General features: G+C 67.7%; 20 protein-coding genes and 1 pseudogene. 8 read left to right on the top strand and 13 right to left on the bottom strand.

Annotated features, from left to right (window positions below):
• Positions 1-66 precede the first annotated feature (66 nt).
• Complete coding sequence (locus A5681_RS25170; protein WP_067282342.1) at positions 67-1305, bottom strand: acyltransferase family protein; 1239 nt, start codon at positions 1303-1305, stop codon at positions 67-69.
• Between the two features lie 309 nt (positions 1306-1614).
• Between A5681_RS25170 and A5681_RS25165 the strand changes: the two genes are divergently transcribed.
• Positions 1615-2040 carry an STAS domain-containing protein gene (locus A5681_RS25165; RefSeq protein ID WP_067282338.1) on the top strand — a complete coding sequence of 142 codons (426 nt, stop codon included), beginning with the start codon at positions 1615-1617 and terminating at the stop codon, positions 2038-2040.
• Here the strand turns inward: A5681_RS25165 and A5681_RS25160 are convergent.
• From A5681_RS25160 to A5681_RS25130, 7 genes and pseudogenes are all read right to left on the bottom strand, one after another.
• A complete protein-coding gene (locus A5681_RS25160; RefSeq protein ID WP_067282327.1) occupies positions 2027-2290 on the bottom strand; it encodes a hypothetical protein in 264 nt (87 codons plus the stop codon). The two genes, A5681_RS25165 and A5681_RS25160, sit on opposite strands and share 14 nt — an antisense overlap.
• On the bottom strand, positions 2287-2799 hold the full coding sequence (locus tag A5681_RS25155; RefSeq protein ID WP_067282403.1) for a DUF3093 domain-containing protein: 513 nt from the start codon (positions 2797-2799) through the stop codon (positions 2287-2289). Before A5681_RS25155 ends, A5681_RS25160 begins: the two co-directional genes overlap by 4 nt.
• Before the next feature lie 49 nt (positions 2800-2848).
• Positions 2849-3832, bottom strand: a complete 984-nt coding sequence (gene hemB, locus A5681_RS25150) for a porphobilinogen synthase (RefSeq protein ID WP_082968535.1) — start codon at positions 3830-3832, stop codon at positions 2849-2851.
• Between the two features lie 97 nt (positions 3833-3929).
• Entirely contained in the window at positions 3930-5588 is a 1659-nt protein-coding gene (locus A5681_RS25145) for a uroporphyrinogen-III synthase (RefSeq protein ID WP_067282321.1), read from the bottom strand.
• Between the two features lie 22 nt (positions 5589-5610).
• A complete protein-coding gene (hemC, locus tag A5681_RS25140; RefSeq protein WP_067282400.1) occupies positions 5611-6555 on the bottom strand; it encodes a hydroxymethylbilane synthase in 945 nt (314 codons plus the stop codon).
• A 13-nt stretch (positions 6556-6568) separates the two neighbouring features.
• Positions 6569-7939 carry a glutamyl-tRNA reductase gene (locus A5681_RS25135; protein ID WP_067282318.1) on the bottom strand — a complete coding sequence of 457 codons (1371 nt, stop codon included), beginning with the start codon at positions 7937-7939 and terminating at the stop codon, positions 6569-6571.
• Between the two features lie 7 nt (positions 7940-7946).
• Positions 7947-8335, bottom strand: a pseudogene (locus A5681_RS25130) (glutaredoxin family protein).
• Positions 8336-8394: 59 nt separating this feature from the next.
• Here A5681_RS25130 and A5681_RS25125 point away from each other — a divergent pair.
• The 7 genes from A5681_RS25125 to A5681_RS25100 all read left to right on the top strand — a co-directional run bounded on the left by A5681_RS25125 (position 8395) and on the right by A5681_RS25100 (position 14979).
• Positions 8395-8703, top strand: coding sequence for a WXG100 family type VII secretion target (locus A5681_RS25125; protein ID WP_067282315.1), 309 nt, complete (start codon positions 8395-8397; stop codon positions 8701-8703).
• Positions 8696-8986: a WXG100 family type VII secretion target gene (locus tag A5681_RS25120; RefSeq protein ID WP_067282311.1), complete on the top strand. Its 291-nt coding sequence runs from the start codon at positions 8696-8698 to the stop codon at positions 8984-8986. The genes A5681_RS25125 and A5681_RS25120 overlap by 8 nt, the downstream gene beginning before the upstream one ends.
• Positions 8987-8990: 4 nt before the next feature.
• Positions 8991-11456: a putative adhesin gene (locus A5681_RS25115; RefSeq protein ID WP_067282308.1), complete on the top strand. Its 2466-nt coding sequence runs from the start codon at positions 8991-8993 to the stop codon at positions 11454-11456.
• Positions 11446-12228 (top strand): hypothetical protein, encoded by a 783-nt coding sequence (locus A5681_RS26890; RefSeq protein WP_082968534.1) that lies wholly within the window; start codon positions 11446-11448, stop codon positions 12226-12228. The genes A5681_RS25115 and A5681_RS26890 overlap by 11 nt, the downstream gene beginning before the upstream one ends.
• Before the next feature lie 341 nt (positions 12229-12569).
• Positions 12570-13481 (top strand): HAD family hydrolase, encoded by a 912-nt coding sequence (locus A5681_RS25110; protein WP_067282305.1) that lies wholly within the window; start codon positions 12570-12572, stop codon positions 13479-13481.
• Positions 13482-13526: 45 nt separating this feature from the next.
• A complete protein-coding gene (locus A5681_RS25105; RefSeq protein WP_067282303.1) occupies positions 13527-14039 on the top strand; it encodes an FAS1-like dehydratase domain-containing protein in 513 nt (170 codons plus the stop codon).
• Between the two features lie 10 nt (positions 14040-14049).
• Positions 14050-14979, top strand: a complete 930-nt coding sequence (locus A5681_RS25100; protein ID WP_067282300.1) for a cyclopropane mycolic acid synthase family methyltransferase — start codon at positions 14050-14052, stop codon at positions 14977-14979.
• 100 nt (positions 14980-15079) lie between these two features.
• On the opposite strand, the gene A5681_RS25095 is transcribed toward A5681_RS25100, so the two are convergent.
• The 5 genes from A5681_RS25095 to proC all read right to left on the bottom strand — a co-directional run bounded on the left by A5681_RS25095 (position 15080) and on the right by proC (position 18825).
• Positions 15080-16168 (bottom strand): lysophospholipid acyltransferase family protein, encoded by a 1089-nt coding sequence (locus A5681_RS25095; RefSeq protein ID WP_197498719.1) that lies wholly within the window; start codon positions 16166-16168, stop codon positions 15080-15082.
• A complete protein-coding gene (locus A5681_RS25090; protein WP_067282292.1) occupies positions 16150-17277 on the bottom strand; it encodes an SDR family oxidoreductase in 1128 nt (375 codons plus the stop codon). The genes A5681_RS25095 and A5681_RS25090 overlap by 19 nt, the downstream gene beginning before the upstream one ends.
• Positions 17278-17330: 53 nt before the next feature.
• Entirely contained in the window at positions 17331-17432 is a 102-nt protein-coding gene (locus A5681_RS26885; RefSeq protein ID WP_003402602.1) for a 30S ribosomal protein bS22, read from the bottom strand.
• Between the two features lie 123 nt (positions 17433-17555).
• Positions 17556-17810, bottom strand: coding sequence for a cell division/environmental response transcriptional regulator (locus A5681_RS25085; RefSeq protein WP_046185670.1), 255 nt, complete (start codon positions 17808-17810; stop codon positions 17556-17558).
• A gap of 139 nt (positions 17811-17949) precedes the next feature.
• Positions 17950-18825, bottom strand: coding sequence for a pyrroline-5-carboxylate reductase (proC, locus tag A5681_RS25080; RefSeq protein ID WP_197498718.1), 876 nt, complete (start codon positions 18823-18825; stop codon positions 17950-17952).
• Between the last annotated feature and the right edge of the window lie 19 nt (positions 18826-18844).

The raw sequence follows: 18844 nt of genomic DNA, 5'->3' as shown, positions 1-18844 counted from the left end.
TCGTCATGTGCCACTGCGTTTTCATCGATTATCGCCCGCGATTCGCGGCGGGGCGTTAAGACAACGTCACACGGCGCGCGCTGAAACCTTTTCCAGCGAGCGGTCGATCGGATGGACCTTGCCACCCGCGACCTCTTCGGGCTCGCTTTTCGCGCTGACGGCTTTGACGTCGACCATCTTGCGCATCCACCGGCGGGCGGGTTCTTCGACGAAGTGATACATCACGATCGAGATCAACACGGCGATCGCAAGCAAGCCGATGACGTTCCATTTCCACGGATTGTCCTGCGGCCTCAGCTCGAATTGCTCGACGGACCAGCCCCAGGCCGTGTGCACCAGCTCGTGAACCATGTACAGGCAGAACGAGATCTGCCCGCCGTAGACCATCAACCTCGTTGAGAGCACCCTCGGCAGGCTGCCGACGCCGATCGCCAGCGTGATCACCAGCGGAATGAATAAGATGTCGACCACGCCGCCGCTGTCGTTTTCCACGACACCGGAGATCGGGTGCGCGTCAAACCAATACAGGACACCCACCATGGCGGCCAGGAGAAGCAGCGACAGGTACCCGGCGACGCGGCGGCCCCGATCGGTCAACCGCAACCTGCGCACCGCGGCACACGCCAGCGCGCCGGCGACGAACTGGGTGACGATCCGCGGCAGCCAGCTCCACGGGGTGTAGAAGTGGCCGCTGGCCAGCAGCATGATCACCGGCGGCAACGCCGCCGCGAACGCCAGCACCATCAGGCTGCGCGCCCGCGTGGCCTGCTTCATCCGCAGGATCACCAGCACCAGGAGGCCGAAGAGCAGGTACGCCAGCCATTCGGCGCTGATCGACCAGGCCGGCCCGTCCCAGCTGGAGTCGTCGAAGAAGGGCACGAACCACAGCTGCACCAGCAGGATCTGGCGGACATAGCTCATCGCGGTGAGCTGACCGGCGTCGGGCGACGGCACATGGCCGACGTGCAGGGTGAAGATCACCCACAGCGCGGCGAGGTGCAGGGTGACCAGGTACACCGGCCACACCCGGGCCAGCCGCAGCCACAGGAAGTGCAGGGTCGCGCGCGTCGACCACGACCGGCCCATCCGGTCCAGGTAATTCCAGGTCAGCACGAACCCGCTCAGGATGAAGAAGAGGTCGACGCCCTGGGCCCCGCAGTTGAGCACCGGCGCGAGGGCGTCGCGGAAGTCGGGCCCCACGTCGCCCAGCATCGGCCGGAAGTGGAACAGCACGACCCACAGCGCGGCGACGATGCGCAGTCCCGTCAGGGCTTTGATCTCTCCCCTGATCTCTGCGCCGCGCACGATGCTCTTTCCGCCTGGACTCCACGTTCGCCTGGTAGCTCGGCTGACCGGGCGACCTCGCGCTGTCCCCCGCCTCGCAACCGGTAGCCCTGGCAGCCTAGCAGCGCGATCGCGCTGATGCGCGGACGGTTGTGGTGTGGCACGCGGTCTTTCGCCACGAGTGGGCGCCGGGCGGACTTTGCTCGCAGTGGCGCGAAATGGCGGCGGGGACCCCTTCTTAACAAAAAGTTAGATGCGGCTTTCACCCTCCTTAACCTTGCGGTTTAGCGTCAAAGCCATAGCGAGCGCCACGGAGAGTGAGGGGTGCCCATGACGATCGCCGATGTGCTGACACGGGATGAGAACGGCATCTTCGAGTGCGGCGGCGCGTGGGTTCGGGGTCACCGCCGCCAACTGGCGACCGTGGTCACGATCCGGGGTGAAATCGACGCGTGCAATGCCGACACGATCGGCGACCACATTCGGCGTTTCATCGTCGGAGAGGACCGCGTGGTGCTCGACATGGGCGGCGTAACCGAATTTGCTACAGCGGGCATTTCACTTCTGGAAACCTTCGACGACGCCTGCCGCGCCGAGGGGGTGCAGTGGACCTTGGTGGCGAGCCCGGCGGTCGCCGAGCTGGTGGCTGACGGCGGTTTCTCCGACAATTACTCGGTGCCCGAGGCGCTGCACGAGCTGGCCGACGCCATCGCCAGGCGCCGCCGGATGGCGTTGCCGCTGGTCAGGTTGTCTTAACGCGCCGCTCACGGCGCAGCCTGGCGATTCCCACGACCGCAAGCACCCCGGCGCTGGTCAGCAGCAACAGGGTGAGCAGCAGCAGCTGCGGGTCGTACACCGTCGACGTGGTGAACGGCTGGCCGTCCGCGATGGGCGCCACCGCCACGGTGTGGTGCGACCGGGCCCAGCTGACGCCGGCGCCGATCAGGGCCGCGCAGGCCAGGGCGAGTTCGACCCACGCCCTGGTGCTCCGGGAGCGGGCGCTCACGGCGCGGACCCGGCGTCGTCGTCACGGTCGAAGTCGGTGACGTCGGCGGGTTCGACCCGCTCCTGGACCAGCGGGGTCAGGGCTGCCCGGAGCTCACGATGCCGGCGCGCCCACGCCTGCGCATAGCGCGCTCCGGTCAGCTTTAGACCGATGCCGATCCGGCCGCGGGGCACCCCGACCAGTTCGCCGAGGGCCCGCGCCGACTGCCACCGCGCCAACTCCTTGCCGGAGGCCTCGTGGTTCTCCGGTTCCGGAAACACCTTGAGGATCTCGCGCACCAGGATGGTCTCGGTGCCTTGGCGCAGGGCGTCTTCGGTGAGTTCGACCGACACGTGAATGCGTGCCGCCTTGACCTGCAACCCGACGAATCCCGACACCAGCACCAGGAAGATCAGCGGGATCAGGAACGACACGGGGGCGCCGCTCCAGATTTCGATCAGGATCATCGCGCCCGCGGCGACCGGGCCCCACAGCACCCAAATCCAGCTGGCGCCCGGTTCGTAGAACAGCGGCTTGCGGTCCGCGGCCGTCGACTCGGAATTCACAGCAAGCCCCACCTCACGAAAGCCAGCCCGCCACGTCGGCGGCCCAGTAGGTCAGCACGATATCGGCTCCCGCCCGGCGGATGCTCGTCAACGACTCCAGCGCCGCGACCCGCTCGTCGATCCAATTGTTGGCGGCCGCAGCGCAAATCATCGCGTACTCCCCCGAGACCTGGTAGGCGGCCACCGGCACCGGCGCCACGTCCGCCGCGGCGGCCACCACGTCGAGGTATCCCAACGCGGGCTTGACCATCAAGATGTCCGCGCCTTCGTCGATGTCGAGCCGGATCTCGCGCAGCGCCTCGCGGAAGTTGCCCGGCTCCTGCTGGTAGGTGCGCCGGTCACCAGACAGGCTCGAGCTGACCGCCTCGCGGAACGGGCCGTAGAACGCCGAGGCGAACTTCGCGGCGTAGGCCAGGATGACCACGTCGGTGTAGCCCGCGGCGTCCAGCCCGTCGCGGATCGCGGCCACCTGGCCGTCCATCATCCCGCTCGGTCCCACCACATGTGCGCCCGATTCCGCTTGTGCCACAGCCAGTTTCACGTAGCGGGACAAGGTGGCGTCGTTGTCGACCCGTCCCCTGGCGTCCAGGACGCCGCAGTGGCCGTGGTCGGTGAATTCGTCCAGGCAGGTGTCGGCCATCAACACCGTCGCGTCCCCGAGGTCCTTGGCCAAATCGCGCAGGGCGAGGTTGAGGATGCCGTCGGGGTCGGTGCCGGCCGACCCCGTCGCGTCCTTGTCCTCGTCGCGGGGCACCCCGAACAGCATCAGTCCACCCACCCCGGCGGTGACGGCGTCGGCCGCGGCGCTGCGCAGCGAATCGCGGGTGTGCTGCACCACGCCGGGCATCGACGCGATCGGCCGCGGCTCGTCGATCCCGTCGGCGACGAACATCGGCAACACCAAATGCCTTGGCTCCAAAGATGTTTGCGCCACCAACCGACGCATCGCGGGGGTCGAACGGAGCCGGCGCGGACGCTGCCGCGGGTAGGCACTCACGAGCGGCGACCCGTCCCCCGCAAGCGGGGGGTGCCCCCAGCGCCCGGCTCCGCAGCGGGTGCGGTCACCGCGGCCGCGCTTGCGATCGCCGCGGGCACTAGCGCCTGCGGCTCTTCTTACGCGGCGGCGGCAGCGCACCCTCGGCGCGCAAGCGGGCGGCATGCTCGGCCAGAGCGTCGACCAGGGGACCGACGGCGGCCGTTTCGGGCTGCACGTCCACCCGCAGGCCGAATTCCGCTGCGGTCTCGGCGGTTTTGGGACCGATGCAGGCGATGATCGTCCGGGCGTGTGGCTTGCCAGCGATGCCGACCAGGTTGCGCACGGTGGAGCTGGAGGTGAAGCACACCGCGTCGAAGCCGCCGGTCTTGATCATCTCCCGCGTCTCCGCCGGCGGCGGCGCGGCGCGCACCGTCCGGTAGGCGGTGACGTCCTCGATCTCCCAGCCGCGTTCGCGCAAGCCCTCGGCCAGCGTCTCGGTGGCGATGTCGGCCCGCGGTAGCAGCACCCGGTTCACCGGGTCGAAAATGCTGTCGTAGTCCGGGAAGTCGTCGAGCAGACCGAGTGAGGACTGCTCGCCGGCCGGCACCAGCTCGGGGCTGATGCCGAACGCCCGGACCCGGTCGGCCGTCGACTCGCCGACACACGCGATCTTGACGCCCGAGAACGCCCGCGCGTCCAGCCCGAACTCGCCGAACTTCTCCCACACCGCGCGCACCGCGTTCGTGGAGGTGAACACCACCCACTGGAAGCGCCCGTCGACCAGACCCTTGACGGCCCGCTCCATCTGGGCCGGGCTGCGGGGCGGCTCGACGGCGATGGTCGGCACCTCGATCGGCAGAGCACCGTAGGAGGTCAGCCGCTCGCTCATCTCGCCGGCCTGGTCCTTGGTGCGGGGCACCAACACGGTCCAGCCGTACAGCGCCCGGCTCTCCCACCAATTCAGCTTCGCCCGGCTGGCCACCGTCTTGCCGATGGTCACCACCAGCGGGCCGGTCAACGGGCCCGCCGGGTCCGTGCCGCCCAGCACGGCGGAGTCGGTCAGACCGCCCAGCGTCGTCTCGATCGACCGCTGCTGGCAGGTGGTGCCGTGCGCGGTCACCACGCACGGCGTGTTCTCCGCCAGCTCGTGCTCGATCAGGGTGCGCGCCGCGTCGGCCAGATGCGACGTCGTGGCCTGCAGGATCAGCGGGCCGGGCGCCGCGGCCAACGCGTCCCAATCCACCTGCGGGTCGCGCACATCGGCGACCGTGTGCGACGAGCCCAACGGCAGCCCCGCGTAGGTGGGCACTGCGCCGGTCGGCGAAAGGCCCGGCACGATCTCGATGTGCAGGTGGCTCCGCGCGACGGCGTTCACCTCCGTGATCACCGAGTCCACCGTCAGCGGGTCACCCGCCACCAACCGCACCACGTCGGCGCCGGTACGGGCCTCGGCGGTCAGCGTCTTGGCCACCTCGGCCGGCTCGCCCAGCGCCGGGCGGACATCGGGCCCCGCCGATATCACCGCGGGCTGCTCGGTTCCGCCGGTGGTTCCGTCGCCGTTGCCGGCGGCGGCGTCGGCGGGCGCCGGGCCGGAAACGGGTGGTAGGTCTTTGCCGATCAGCGCCAGCACCGCCTCCGGCACGTCGGGGTCGGTGAACACCAGGGCGGCGTTCGCCAAGACCGTGGCGGCCCGGGTGGTCAACAGACCCGGATCGCCCGGCCCGGAACCCACGTAGGTGATGCGGCCGGGTCTCGGCTTACGCCCTCGCGTCGTCATTGTCGCTCCCAGTCACTCGCAATTAATTTCCTCGGTTCGGGTCCTGCCGCGCTTCGGCCATCAGGTCTCGGGCGCCGAGTTCGAACAACTCCGCGGCGACCGATACCCCCAGCTCCCGCGCCCGGTCGGCGGTGCCGATCCCGGACGCGCGTATCACGTCGGACCCGTCCAGCGCCGCCACGCAACCGCGCAGCGACAGCTCTTCGAAGACGCGGCCGTCCTCATCGATGGACTCGACCACCTCGGCGATCGCGCCCACCGGTGCGGAGCAACCCGCCTCCAGTTCGGCCAGCAGGGCTCGCTCCGCGGTGACCGACGCGCGCGTGTCGGCGTCGTCCAGCTCCGCCAGCACCGCCGCCAACCCATCACCCGCGCGGCATTCGACGGCGAGCGCGCCCTGAGCCGGTGCTGGCAACATCTGCACCGGCTCTAGCGTCTCGGTCACATCGTCGAGGCGACCGAGCCGGGCCAGTCCGGCCCGGGCCACCACGATCGCGTCGAGATCACCATTGCTTACCCTGTTCAACCTGGTATCTAGGTTGCCTCGTAGGGGGCGAATTTCCAAACCGAGACCCAATGCTCTAAGCTGCGCGGCCCGGCGCGGGGACGACGTGCCCACCAGCGAACCCGGCGGCAACTCTCCCAGCACCAGCCCGTCGCGGGCCACCACCACGTCGCGGGGGTCGTTGCGGGGCGGTATCGCCGCGATCGTGAACCGCGGGTCGTGCGCCGTGGGCAAATCCTTGTGCGAGTGCACCGCGGCATCCACCCGGCCGTCGTTGATGGCCTCGCGCAGCGCGGTGGTGAAGGCGCCGACGCCCAGGGTCTCGATCGGCGCCGACGACCGATCGCCGGCGGTGGTGATGATCACCAACTCCGCGGGGTGGCCGTTGGCGATCAAGGCGTCCCTGACGACGCCGGCCTGGGTGGTGGCCAACAGACTGCCCCGGGTGCCTATCCGGATCACATTCGCCAATCGGCTACTCGGCGGCAGGTTCTTGCGTTCCGGCGTCGAATCCCGTTGCGATGACGGGCAATTCGCCCGCAGCGACGGCGTCGACGGCGGTCTGGTCGAGTTCGAAGAGTTCACGCAGGGCCTCGGCGTAGCTGTCGCCGCCGGGCGCGCTGGCGAGTTGCTTGATGCGCACGGTCGGCGCATGCAGCAGCTTGTCCACCACCCGCCGGACGGTGCGCGCCACCTCCTCACGGTGGGCGCTCTCCAGGCCGGGCAGCCGGTTGTCCAGGCGCAGCAGTTCCGCCTCCACCACGTCGGCGGCGCGCTGGCGCAGGGCGGTCACCGTGGGGGTGACCTCGGCCATGCGCTGGCCGGCCAGGTAGGCGGCCACCTCGGCCGCCACGATGTGGCGCGCGGCGTGGACGTCCGAGGCCGCGGCGTGCGCCGAGGGCTCGTGCTGCACGCGGTCCACGTCGACGACCCACACACCGGGCAGCCCGGCGACCGCCGGGTCCACGTCGCGCGGCATGCCCAGGTCGCAGATGACCAGCGGACGGGTCGACTCGTCGCGGCGCGCGGCGGCCAGCGCGTGGTGCACGTCGGCCAGCGTGACCACGGGGCTCACCGCGCCGGTGCAGCTGACCATGACGTCGGCTTCGGCCACCGCGTCGGCCAGGCGGTCGAGGGACATCGCGTCGGCCTGCACACCGGATTCGCGGATCTTGCGGGCCAGCCGCTGCGCCCGGGACAACGACCGGTTCAGGACGTGCACCCGCCGGACGCCGGAGCGGGTCAGGTGGGCCGCGGCCAGGGCGCCCATCGCGCCGGCGCCGACCAGCGCGGCCGTCTTGCCTTCCAGGCCGCCCAGTCGGCGTTCGGCCATGTCGAGGGCGACCGACACCACCGAGGCGCCGGCCGCGTCGATGGCGGTCTCGGAGTGCACCCGCTTACCCACGGACAGCGCCCGTTGGGCCAGCTCGTGCAGCACCCGGCCGACGGTGCGATTGCCTTCCGCGGTGGCGTACGCGCGACGCACCTGGCCGAGCACCTGCTGCTCACCGATCACCGCGGAGTCCAGGCCGCTGGCCACCGCGAACAGGTGCTCGACGGCGGCCTCGCTGTAGCGGACATACGCGTATTTGGTCAGGTCCCCCATAGACATGCCGGAGTGATCCGACAGCACCTGCCCGATGGCCGCCAACCCGCCGTGGAACGCGTCCACCACCGCATAGACCTCGACCCGGTTGCATGTCGACAGCACCATCGCCTCGGTCACCAGCGGCGACTGCAACACTCGGTCAACGATCTTGCCCTGATCGGATTCGTCGATGCTGAGTTGTTCCAGGACGGAGACCGGCGCACTGCGGTGCGAAACCCCGAAGAGCAAGACGCTCACGGCAGCATCACCTGGCCAGCTCCCTTGCTTCCTCCAGTAACTGAACTGGTTTCCAAGGTAATCGTTTATCAGGTGGGCTACCAAATAATTGCCCAGCGTCACAGCGGCCCGCTGCCGGCCGCACGCTCATCGACCGAGATCCTCGCGCAGCCGCGGCTCGTCGAGGTCCCAATAGCTGTGCTCGCGGCCGTCGAGCAGGATCACGGGCAGCCGGTCACCGAATTCGGCGCGCAACGCGGGGTTGCCGGCGGCCGCGGCGGCGTCGACGTCGGTGGTTGACAGGTCGAAACCGAGCTCGGGCGCCAGTTCCCTGAGCCGGTCATACACCCGCACGCAGATGGTGCAGCCGTCGCGGGTCAGCAGTTCCACCTGCGGCCGTCGGGGGGCGTCGGTCATGGCCATCAGTCTGGCACCGGTGACTTGTGGGGGCATCTAGCTGGCGTTATTTTCCGGTTATGGCCGACGAGACCGTGCGGGTTGACCCGGTGGTGATGCAAAGTCACGCCGCTTCCATCGCTGGCGCGGCCGAGCACCTCTCGAGCCGCCTCGCCCAGCTGGACGATCAGGTGGGGCAGATGCTGGGCGGCTGGCAAGGCGCGTCCGGGACGGCGTATTCCTCGGCGTGGGAGCTCTGGCATCGGGGCGCTCGCGAGGTGCAGCTGGGGTTGTCGATGTTGGGGCATCTGGTGGGCCAGGCCTCCGAGGGCTATCAGGCCAACGAGGCCGGGTCCGCCGCAGCCGAGCGGGCGGTGCTCGGTGGCTGAGGCGTTTCGGGTGGATCCGCAGGCGTTGGCCGACTCGGTGCAGCGAATGGCCGATTTTCAGCGCTACGCCGAGGACATGATCACCGAAATCGATTCCCGCGTAACGCGTTTGCACACCACATGGACAGGTGAGGCCGCGGCCGCGCACGCCGAGGCGCATCAGCACTGGGTGCGCGGCGAGGCGATGATGCGCGAGGCGCTGGCGCAGTTGAAGAAGGCCGCCGCGACCGCGCACGGCAACTACACCGGGGCGATGTCGACGAATCTCGGCATGTGGTCGTGACCAGATGGCGCCGCTGGCGTGTGATCCGACCGCGCTAGACCGCGCCGGTGCCACGGTGTTGGTCACCGGCGAGTCACTGGGATCGGTGATTTCGGCGTTGACGGCGGCGCTGGCCGGTAGCGCGGGCATGGCCGGCGACGACCCGGTTGGCGCGGCGTTGGGCCGCTCGTACGACGGTGCGGCGGCCAAAGTGATCGAGGCGATGGCCAGCACCCGCAACGGGCTGTGCAGCATCGGCGACGGGGTGCGGGTGTCGGCCCACAACTACGCGGTGGCCGATGCGCAGTCGGATGTCACCGGGAGGGCCGCGGGCCTGCCGACGCCGCAGGTGACCGCGCCGTTGACCGTTGGGGCGAAGCCGCCGTCGGCGGTGGGCGCCGGCACCGGCGCGCCGGCGGGATGGGGCTGGGTGGCTCCCTACATCGGAATGATTTGGCCCACTGGCGATTCGGCGAAACTGCGGGCGGCCGCGGCGGCGTGGGCCAGCGCGGGCGCGAGCTTCATGGCCACCGAGACCGCTGCGGGCGGCGGCACGATGGCCGCCATCGCCGCCCAGCAGATCCCGGAGGGAGCCGCCATCGACAAGGCGTTGACGGACGCCTCCGAGGCGACCATCAACGTCGCACGCCAGTGCCAAACGATCGCCACCCAGCTCAACAACTACGCGGCCAAGGTCGACAAGGTACACGCGGCGATCCTGGATCTGCTGTCTCGCATTTGCGATCCGCTGACCGGGATCAAAGAGGTTTGGGACCTACTCACCGACGAAGACGAAGACGAGATCAAGAGGATCGCCGACGACATCCGCACGGTCGTCAACAACTTCGCTCAGGAAGCCGAGACGCTGGGCCATCAACTTAGCGCCACCATGACGGCCGCCGCCGCGGCAGCCGAAGCCATGGGCCGGTGGGCGGGAAAGGAGTGGGACCACTTCCTACACGGCACCGAGGTGGGCAGATTCCTCGGTCACGTCGGCCGGTCCCTTAAAGGCCTCGGCGTGGAGGGCTACGACTATCTCGAGGGCCTCAACCAATTCAGCCCGACCCGCCTCCAATCCGATCCGGTGGGCTTCATCAAAGACACGGTCGGAATGGTCGAAGGGGAAGCCACGCTGGCGGGACTGGGCCCCGACGGTCTGCACGGTGCCGGCCAAGCGTGGAAAGCGTTGGGTAAAAACATCGTCCACTGGGACGATTGGGCCTCACACCCGGACGAAGCGTTCGGAAAGACCCTCTTCGACTTGGCAACCTTGGCGCTCCCCGGGGGACCTCTGTCCAAGCTTGGGAAGTGGGGCCGCGACGCCGCCGCTGCGCTCAAGGGCGCACGGCTGCCGGAAGGCGTGAAACCGCCTTCGGTGAAGCCGCCGACGGAGCCACCGCCGGCCGGCCCCAAGCCGCCGGAATCGGGACCACCCGCGACCCCAGGCAAGCCGGAGCCGGGCAGGCCTGCACCTCAAGCCTCGGGCAAGCCCGCGCCCGGACCCGCTGACGGCCCCCTTCCGCACAGCCCGACGGAGTCGAAGCCACCGGTCGGCGCGGCACCCCCGGCCGCTGAGCCGGGGGCGCCACCCAAGCCGTCCGCGACGCCGCCGGAGTCCGTGGGCAAGCCGGTTGGATCCGCGCCCGTCGAGCAGACGCCGCTACCCCACTCGACACCGGCCGAGCCGGCGCCCGCCCATGTGCCGCCGTCTCCCGGCGGTGAGCCGACCCCACGCGCGGGCTGCCCATCCCCGGCCGAAGCACCGCACCTGCCGACGCCGCCGTCCGTGCCCATGGGTGCAGCAGCACCCGCCGAAACGACGGCCGTTCTCGGCGAAATGCCCCACGGCGGGGAGCCGGGTGGACACCCGCCCGAAATGCCTCGCTCGCCAGATGGCCCCGCCCACCCCGCCGAAGGCGAGAGGCCACCGTCGGACCCGACACCCGGCGACGCCAACCCGACGGAGCCGTCGTCACCAAGCGAAAGTCCCAAAACGGGCAGCGGCGATCATCCGTCAGAAGGAACACCTCCCCTTCCCGTAGATGCCGCCGATCAAGCGACGCGTGATCTCGTGATTAGCGGCCACGGGGGGTACAACCCCATTCACGGTCCAACACTCGTGCCCCGCGGAACCACGGTCACCACCTACGCCGAGCACGGGTCATCAATCACTGACGACCTCGGAAATCTCATCGAGACTCGCGGTGACACGTCTCGCGTCTTTTCGCAAGTTTTTCATGCGGGCGAATCGATACCCGACTACACGATTGGCCCACCCGACGGCCTGAATATTCTGGGGGAACCGCGGACGGTGCTAATTCCGACGCGGCTGAGCGAATTACTACAAGAGGATATGGGCAATGTGCACCTAGCAGTGTGCACTTACGACGGCACCTGCCCGACCGGGAAGCTATATGATGTAGAAGGTATATGGGACGAAAATACGGGAGAATTAAGCCCCTACGAAAGGCCCAATTCAGGTGGCAACTAGCGACAACGTCGACGAATTGATAAGCACTGCCGCTCGCACACACGCGCAGGACGATCTCAGGGAGGCAGTCCGGGCCTTGAAATCTCGCGAAGTTTTCATGCCGTTCAAAGCGGTTCTTCGAGATGGCAAGGAAGTCAAGACCGTTCCGCTTCTTTTGCTTCCGGATGGCACCCATGCCATGATGACGTACACCAATAATTCGCATCCGGATCTGCCGGATTCATTCGCAGGGGCAACGTTCGAGTCAGCGCTGAAGGCCGCCCTCAGAATGCCCGAACTTGATTGGGTAATAGTCACGAATCGGACTTCGGACTGGGTCTCAATTCACAAATCTCAGATTCAAGCATATCTTGATTCTCTCGACAACACGCATTTCGACGCACCGTTGCCCGAAGGCGGTGTTGGCTTTGACGCGGTCGAAGAACTGGTGAGCCGCGCGGTTGGCTCCGAATCCATGAGTTCGGTTTCTGCGGTGACTGCCGCGCTCGAGGACCGCGAAATATTCCTAGAGATGAGCAGCTATACGAGCGATGACGGTCGTCAGAGTATGAATTCTTTCTTAATTGAGCCGCTCGGGTCGGTAGTCCGTGCGTACACAAGTCGGCTTCGTCCCGGTATTAGATACGGAGGTCTTCGTTGGTCTGCGCTCCGGGAAATGATGCGCGCATTGCCGGAGATCAAAGGTGTCCAGTTGATGAACAATGCGGACGATTGGGTAGTTATCGATAGGAAAGCCCTAGGGCTCGACGGACGCGGCGAACCAGGCGATTAATCCCCGACTATGTCACGCCAAGCGTGAACGCGGCGTGGGTTCGCGACGCCGAATCAGTTAGGCGCTCGACCATGCTGACAATTTGCGCATCAATTCAACGCTGTAATGAAGCTGTTCCTGGAGCGGGTAGCTGACCCAAGGGCGAATTAAGAATGGACGCACGAACTGACAGTCCACCGAACCCTTCGGAACGTGAAACACGCCGCTCACGCGGGATCGGGAGCTGTCTTCACACTCGACGGCACGCGATACGCCGGCACATCCACTACCCCTCCCCGATAGGGTTGGATACCGGGACCCGCTGGGTCGCCAGGCAACACAGCGATCTAGGAGGTTTGGCGATGACTTCCTCTGACCCGGTCGACGGAGACGTCAGTCGCGCTGACCTGGAGTCGCTGGCCGCCGACGCCAGCGCCGCCCGCGCGCTGGAAGGCCTGCAAGCCGAAAAGGCCGCCACCGACGAGGGTCGCCCCCAACCGCCGGTCGACCTGACCGCAGCAGCCTTCTTCGACGTGGACAACACCCTGGTGCAGGGCTCCTCGGCGGTCCACTTCGGTCGCGGCCTGGCCGCGCGAAACTACTTCACCTACCGCGATGTCCTCGGCTTCATCTACGCCCAGGCCAAATTCCAGATCCTCGGCAAGGAGAACAGCGACGACGTCGCCGCCGGCCGCCGCAAAGCGCTCGCCTTCATCGAGGGCCGGTCGGTCGAACAGCTGGTGGCACTCGGCGAGGAGATCTACGACGAGATCATCGCCGACAAGATCTGGCCCGGCACCCGCGAGCTCACCCAGATGCACCTCGACGCGGGCCAGCAGGTCTGGCTCATCACCGCCACGCCTTACGAACTCGCCGCGACCATCGCGCGGCGCCTCGGCCTGACCGGCGCCCTGGGCACCGTCGCGGAGTCCGTCGACGGGGTGTTCACCGGCCGGCTCGTCGGCGACATCCTGCACGGGACCGGCAAGGCGCACGCCGTGCGATCGCTGGCGATCCGGGAGGGCCTGAACCTCAAACGCTGCACCGCCTACTCCGACAGCTTCAACGACGTGCCCATGCTGTCGCTGGTGGGCACCGCGGTCGCCATCAACCCGGACGCGCGCCTGCGCACCCTGGCCCGCGAACGCGGCTGGGAGATCCGCGACTTTCGCACCGCCCGCAAGGCCGCCCGGATCGGGGTTCCGTCCGCCCTGGCGCTCGGAGCGGCCGGTGGCGCACTGGCCGCGGTGGCATCGCGGCGGCAATCGCGCTGATAGGCTGCGCCGCTGAGACCTATTCGAGCGGAGAGCGACAGCGGTATGACAATCCCCAAAGGAGCCGAAGGGCTCATCGGCAGCCATTACCGGGCGCCGGATTACTTCCTGGTCGGCCGCGAGAAGATCCGGGAGTTCGCGCTCGCCATCAGTAACGACCATCCGACGCACTTCAACGAGGCCGACGCCGCCGCCGCCGGGTATGACGCGCTGGTGGCCCCGCCGACCTTCCTCGCCATCGCGGGTCGGCGCGTGCAGCTGGAGATCTTCACCAAGTTCAGCATTCCGATCAACATCGCGCGCGTCATGCACCGCGACCAGAAATTCAAATTCCACCGACCGATCGTCGCCGGGGATAGGCTTTACTTCGACACCTATCTAGACTCGGTCATTGAGTCCCACGGCGCCGTGATCACGGAGATCCGCAGCGAGGTCACGGACGCCGACGGCAAACCGGTCATCACCAGTACAGTCACGATGCTGGGGGAAGCCGCCCAACACGAAGCCGACCACGAAGCAACCGTCGCGGCAGTCGCGTCCATATCAGCGGGAAAGTAGGTTCGATTCAATGACGTCACAGGGGGAAACCGGCAGCACCCAGCTGAAGCCGCCGGTCGAAAAGGTCCGGTCGCACTACGACAAGTCGAACGAGTTCTTCAAGCTCTGGCTCGACCCGTCGATGACCTACAGCTGCGGCTACTTCGACGAAAATCCGGACCCCCAGAACCTGACCAAGACGCTGGAAGAGGCGCAGTACGCCAAGCGCAAGCTCGCGCTGGACAAGCTCAACCTCGAGCCCGGCATGACGCTGCTCGACATCGGCTCCGGGTGGGGCTCGACGATGCGGCACGCGGTGGCCGAGTACGACGTCAACGTCATCGGCCTAACCCTCAGCGAGAACCAGTACGCCCACTGCGTGGCCGAGTTCGACAAGATGGACAGCCCGCGCCGCAAAGAGGTGCGCATCCAGGGCTGGGAAGAATTCCCCGGCGACGTGCCGATCGACCGGATCGTGTCGCTGGGCGCGTTCGAGCACTTCGCCGACGGCGCGGGTGACGCCGGGTACGAGCGGTACGCCACCTTCTTCAAGAAGTACTACGACCTGCTGCCCGACGACGGCCGGATGCTGCTGCACTCGATCGTGGTGCCCTCCGCCGAAGAGGGCAAGAAGATGGGCCTGCAGGTGAACATGACCCTGCTGCGGTTCATCAGCTTCATCCTCAAGGAGATCTACCCGGGCGGGAAGCTGCCGCAGGTCGACCTGGTCGACAAGTACGCGACCGACGCCGGTTTCAAGATCGAGCGGCACCACTTCATCGGCAAGAACTACGTCCCGACGCTGACCGCCTGGGGCGACGCGCTCGAGGCGCACAAGGAAGAAGCGATCGCCCTCAAGGGCCAGGAAACCTACGACATCTACCTGAAGTACCTGCGCGGCTGCTCCGACCTGTTCCGCGACGGCTACACCAACGTCTGCCAGTTCACCATGGTCAAGTAATTCCGCCCGAAGAAACGCCCCGGAAGCCATTGGCTCCGGGGCGTTTTCGCGTCGACGCCCGGCCGCATAGCGAAGCGGGCAGGGTCAGTAAACGAAGAGCTCAGCCGAAGAAGATGTTGCGCCGGCCGGCGAGCAACCGGTACAGCGTCTGCTGAATGGTCTCGCGCACCTGGTCGGTCAACTCGAAGGTGACCATCGGGTCCTCGGCGTCGGATGCGGCGTAGTCGTTGGTGTAGATCGGCTCACCGAACGCGATGCGCCACTTCGACGGCAGCGGCACCAGCCCCGCCGGCCCCGCCAGCGGGAACAGCGGCGTGATCGGGAAGTAGGGCAGCCCGAACAGCCTGGCCAGCAGCTTCACATCGGTCAGCATCGGGTAGATCTCTTCCGAACCGACGATCGAGCACGGGATGATCGGCGCCTTGGTGCGCAGCGCCGCCGTGACGAACCCGCCGCGGCCGAACCGCTGCAACCGATAACGGTCCTCGAAGCGCTTGCCCAACCCCTTGTAGCCCTCCGGGAACACGGCGGTCAGTTCACCGGCGGCGAGCAGCCGGTGCGCGTCGGTGGTGCAGGCCATGGTGTGGCCGGCCTTGCGGGCGGCTTCACCGACGACGGGCAGGTCGAACACCATGTCGGCGGCGAGCAGCCGCAAATCGCGCTGCGCGGGATGCTCGTCGTGGACGGCCACCGACAGCATCAACCCGTCGAACGGCAAGACCCCGGCGTGGTTGGCCACCACCAGCGCGGCCCCCTCGCTGGGCAGGTTTTCGACTCCGCTGACCTCGACCCGGAACCACGACCGGAAGAAGAACCTCAGCAACGGCCGGACGATCGCGCTGTTGAAGTGCGGATCGAAACCGAATTCGTCGACGGTGTAGTCACCGGTGATCCGCTGGCGCAGGAAGCCGGCCACTGCGGCGACGCGCTGGGCGAGGTCGTTGAGCGGCGCGTCCGACGACCCGGCGCCCGCGGCACGGCGGTGCTCATCGATCTCGCGGACGACGGCGGCGATCTGCTCGGCCGACGCCCGGCCGTGCGGATCCGAAAGTAAGGAGGGATGCTGGCGAGCTGACTCCGCGCGCTGATCGGCTCTCCGGCGTGCTGCTACCCGACCCCGATTCGTATGCAGCGGAATAACATTCGCTCTGCTTTCACCCGCCACGATACCTACCTGACCCCACCCCACGGAATTGGATTTCGGCTGCCCCAGCGCTGAGCTAGGGATATGGCGCGACCTTCCAAGGAGCGTACCCGATGCGGATCGATAATGGGAGTCATGCCGCGGCCGCGAACGTAGTCGTCGAAAGCCTCGGCCGTCGTCCATTTCGGCTGATAGCCCAGCTCCGCGCGCATCCGGGTGGTGTCCATGACGCGGCCGTAACTGAGGTAGGCAAACTGATCGCGGCTGATCTCGTTGTAACGGTTAGCCCGTCTCAGCGAATCGAGGGCCCACACCCCAAAACCGGGCACTGGCAACGGAATCCGGCCGGCCCGGCGGATCGCCTGCGACAGCATGATGATGCCGTCGGCGCCGATGTTGAACGTGCCGGCCTTGCCGGCCATCGCCGCGCGCTCCAGCGCGCCCAGCGCATCCTGCTCGTGCAGCAACTGCAGTCGCGCGTCGCGACCGAACATCGTGGGCACCAGCGGCCCGGCCAGGTACCGCGACAGCGTGGTGTCCATCGCCGGCCCGATCATGTTGGCCAGCCGCAGGATCGTCACGGCGATGTCCGGCCGGCGCCGCCCCAGTCCGCGGGCGTACGCCTCGATGTCGAGGCTGTCCTTGGCGAAACCGCCGCGCAGGGGCCGACGGCTGGTGCTGTCCTCGGTGAACATCACCGGATCGTGCGCGCTGGACCCATACACCTCAGACGTCGACTTGAGCACCACGCGCCGCACCGAGGGCGCCTTCTGACAGGCGGCGAACAGCTGCATCGCGCCCATCACGTTGATTTCCTTCAGCGCCGCGGTGCCACCGGACCGCGGGGCGTACGACGCCGCGGCCGCGTGCACCACGGTGTCCACTTCGCCGTTGCGAATCACCTTGGCGATGAACGGGTTACGGATGTCGGCGCGGACGAACTCCGCGCGCCCCATCCGGCGCAGCATGTCTTTGCTGGGCGCAATGGCGTCCACCGCGATGACCGAGTTGATCATCGGGTTCTGCGCGAGCCGCGCCGTCAGGTAGCCGCCCAGGAACCGGCAGGCACCGGTGACCAGCACCACCTTGGGGTAGTGCACCGTGTTGCTCGCGGTGTCGCCGGTTCCGGCGCCATCCCCGCTCGACTGATCCACCCAAACAGCCTATCGACTCGGCAGAGACCGCAGCACGACGCCGCGGGCGGGCCTTACTTGCCGAGTTTTCTGCGCTGCACCCGAGTGCGACGCAACAACTTGCGGTGCTTCTTCTTCGACATGCGCTTGCGCCGCTTCTTGATTACTGAACCCATGAACTCCGCTATCTGACCCGTGACCTGCTTGCAGGATTGACCGGGACACTTTACCCGGCGGGACGCACCGAACACCAAACCGGCGTCGGGACCACCGAGCGAAGAGCGACGTGCGGTTTCGGGTCAGCCCGCGTCGAAGTACGACGTCTCCAGCATGTCGTGCACCGCCTTGGCGTGCACCCGGAAAGACCGCCCGACCCGGACCGCGGGCAGCTCGCCGTTGTGCACCAGTCGGTACACCGTCATCTTGGAGACCCGCATCAACGCCGCCACTTCGGCGACGGTCAAGAATTGTGTCCTGCCCTGCTGGCCTTCGCCGGAACCGGTGTCCCGCTTACCAGCAGAATCGCGCGCCGATGGCCCGTTCGTAGACGTCATCGCAACCCAATCGTGTCAGGCACCCGCAATGCCAGCGGCTTCCCCTCCGCTGGCCCCACACGTGCATACAAAGAGGAGAATAGCGGGACTAATGGGGTTACTGGTACTGGTGGGGGACAATCAGTTCAAAATTCTTGGATTACTCCGATGTAATTCTTAGCTGCTCAGAGCGCGTTTTGGCGGCCTGAACGGCCGCGTCGACGGCCGCCCGCAGGCCGCCCCGTTCCAATTCGCGCAGCCCCGCGGCGGTGGTGCCGCCGGGCGAGGTGATCGTCGCGCGCAGCTGCGTCGCCGTGGCGTCCACGCGCAACCCCGGCGCCTCGCCCTCCCCCGGCCGCCCGTCGGCGTCCATCCGTTCCAGCAGCATGGCCGCGGACCCGGCCATCGTCTGCGCCGTCAGGTCGGTGGCCACCTCCCGGCTCAGCCCGGCGGCCACCCCGGCATCCACCAGCGCCTCGACCATCAAGAAGAAATAGGCCGGGCCCGACCCGGACAGCGCGGTCACGGCGTCCATCTGGGCTTCCGGCACGGTCAGCACGCCACCGACGGAGTCGAACAGGGCCGACACCCCCTCGAGCTGCGGGGCGGTGACGAACCGGCCCGTGGCCAGCGCGGTCACCCCCGCGCCGACGAGCGCCGCCGCGTTGGGCATCGCCCGGACCACCGGCGTCCCGGCCGGCAGTTTCGATTCGAAATACGAGATGCCGATGCCCGCCGCGACGGTGACGAACACCTGCTCGGCGGTGTCGCTCTCGGACGCGGCCGCCACCCGGCTCAGCTCCGCCAGCACCGGCTCGACGTCGGTGGGCTTGACCGCGACCACGACGAAGGACGCGTTCTCCACCGCGTCGGCCACCGAGGTGATCAACACCGAATAGGTGTCGGCCAGGTACTGGGCCCGTTCCGGCACGCGCTCGGCCACCACCAGGTCTTTGACCTGCCGGCCCGCGCGCAGCAGACCCGAAAGCAGTGCCTCCCCGATGCTGCCGCCACCGATGATCGCGATTCTTGCCATGCCCGACAGCATCGCAGAC

This window comes from Mycobacterium scrofulaceum (assembly GCF_001667885.1).
Classification (GTDB): Bacteria; Actinomycetota; Actinomycetes; order Mycobacteriales; family Mycobacteriaceae; genus Mycobacterium; species Mycobacterium scrofulaceum_C.
This window is presented reverse-complemented; position numbering and strand designations above follow the sequence as displayed.

What these genes read in the sequence shown, in the direction of transcription:
- A5681_RS25145 (WP_067282321.1), bottom strand. Translation starts at nt 5,588, where the DNA reads ATGACGACGCGAGGGCGTAAGCCGAGACCCGGCCGCATCACCTACGTG.
- A5681_RS25125 (WP_067282315.1), top strand. Translation starts at nt 8,395, where the DNA reads ATGGCCGACGAGACCGTGCGGGTTGACCCGGTGGTGATGCAAAGTCAC.
- A5681_RS25110 (WP_067282305.1), top strand. Translation starts at nt 12,570, where the DNA reads ATGACTTCCTCTGACCCGGTCGACGGAGACGTCAGTCGCGCTGACCTG.
- A5681_RS25105 (WP_067282303.1), top strand. Translation starts at nt 13,527, where the DNA reads ATGACAATCCCCAAAGGAGCCGAAGGGCTCATCGGCAGCCATTACCGG.
- A5681_RS25115 (WP_067282308.1), top strand. Translation starts at nt 8,991, where the DNA reads ATGGCGCCGCTGGCGTGTGATCCGACCGCGCTAGACCGCGCCGGTGCC.
- proC (WP_197498718.1), bottom strand. Translation starts at nt 18,825, where the DNA reads ATGGCAAGAATCGCGATCATCGGTGGCGGCAGCATCGGGGAGGCACTG.
- A5681_RS26885 (WP_003402602.1), bottom strand. Translation starts at nt 17,432, where the DNA reads ATGGGTTCAGTAATCAAGAAGCGGCGCAAGCGCATGTCGAAGAAGAAG.
- A5681_RS25165 (WP_067282338.1), top strand. Translation starts at nt 1,615, where the DNA reads ATGACGATCGCCGATGTGCTGACACGGGATGAGAACGGCATCTTCGAG.
- A5681_RS25085 (WP_046185670.1), bottom strand. Translation starts at nt 17,810, where the DNA reads ATGACGTCTACGAACGGGCCATCGGCGCGCGATTCTGCTGGTAAGCGG.
- A5681_RS25100 (WP_067282300.1), top strand. Translation starts at nt 14,050, where the DNA reads ATGACGTCACAGGGGGAAACCGGCAGCACCCAGCTGAAGCCGCCGGTC.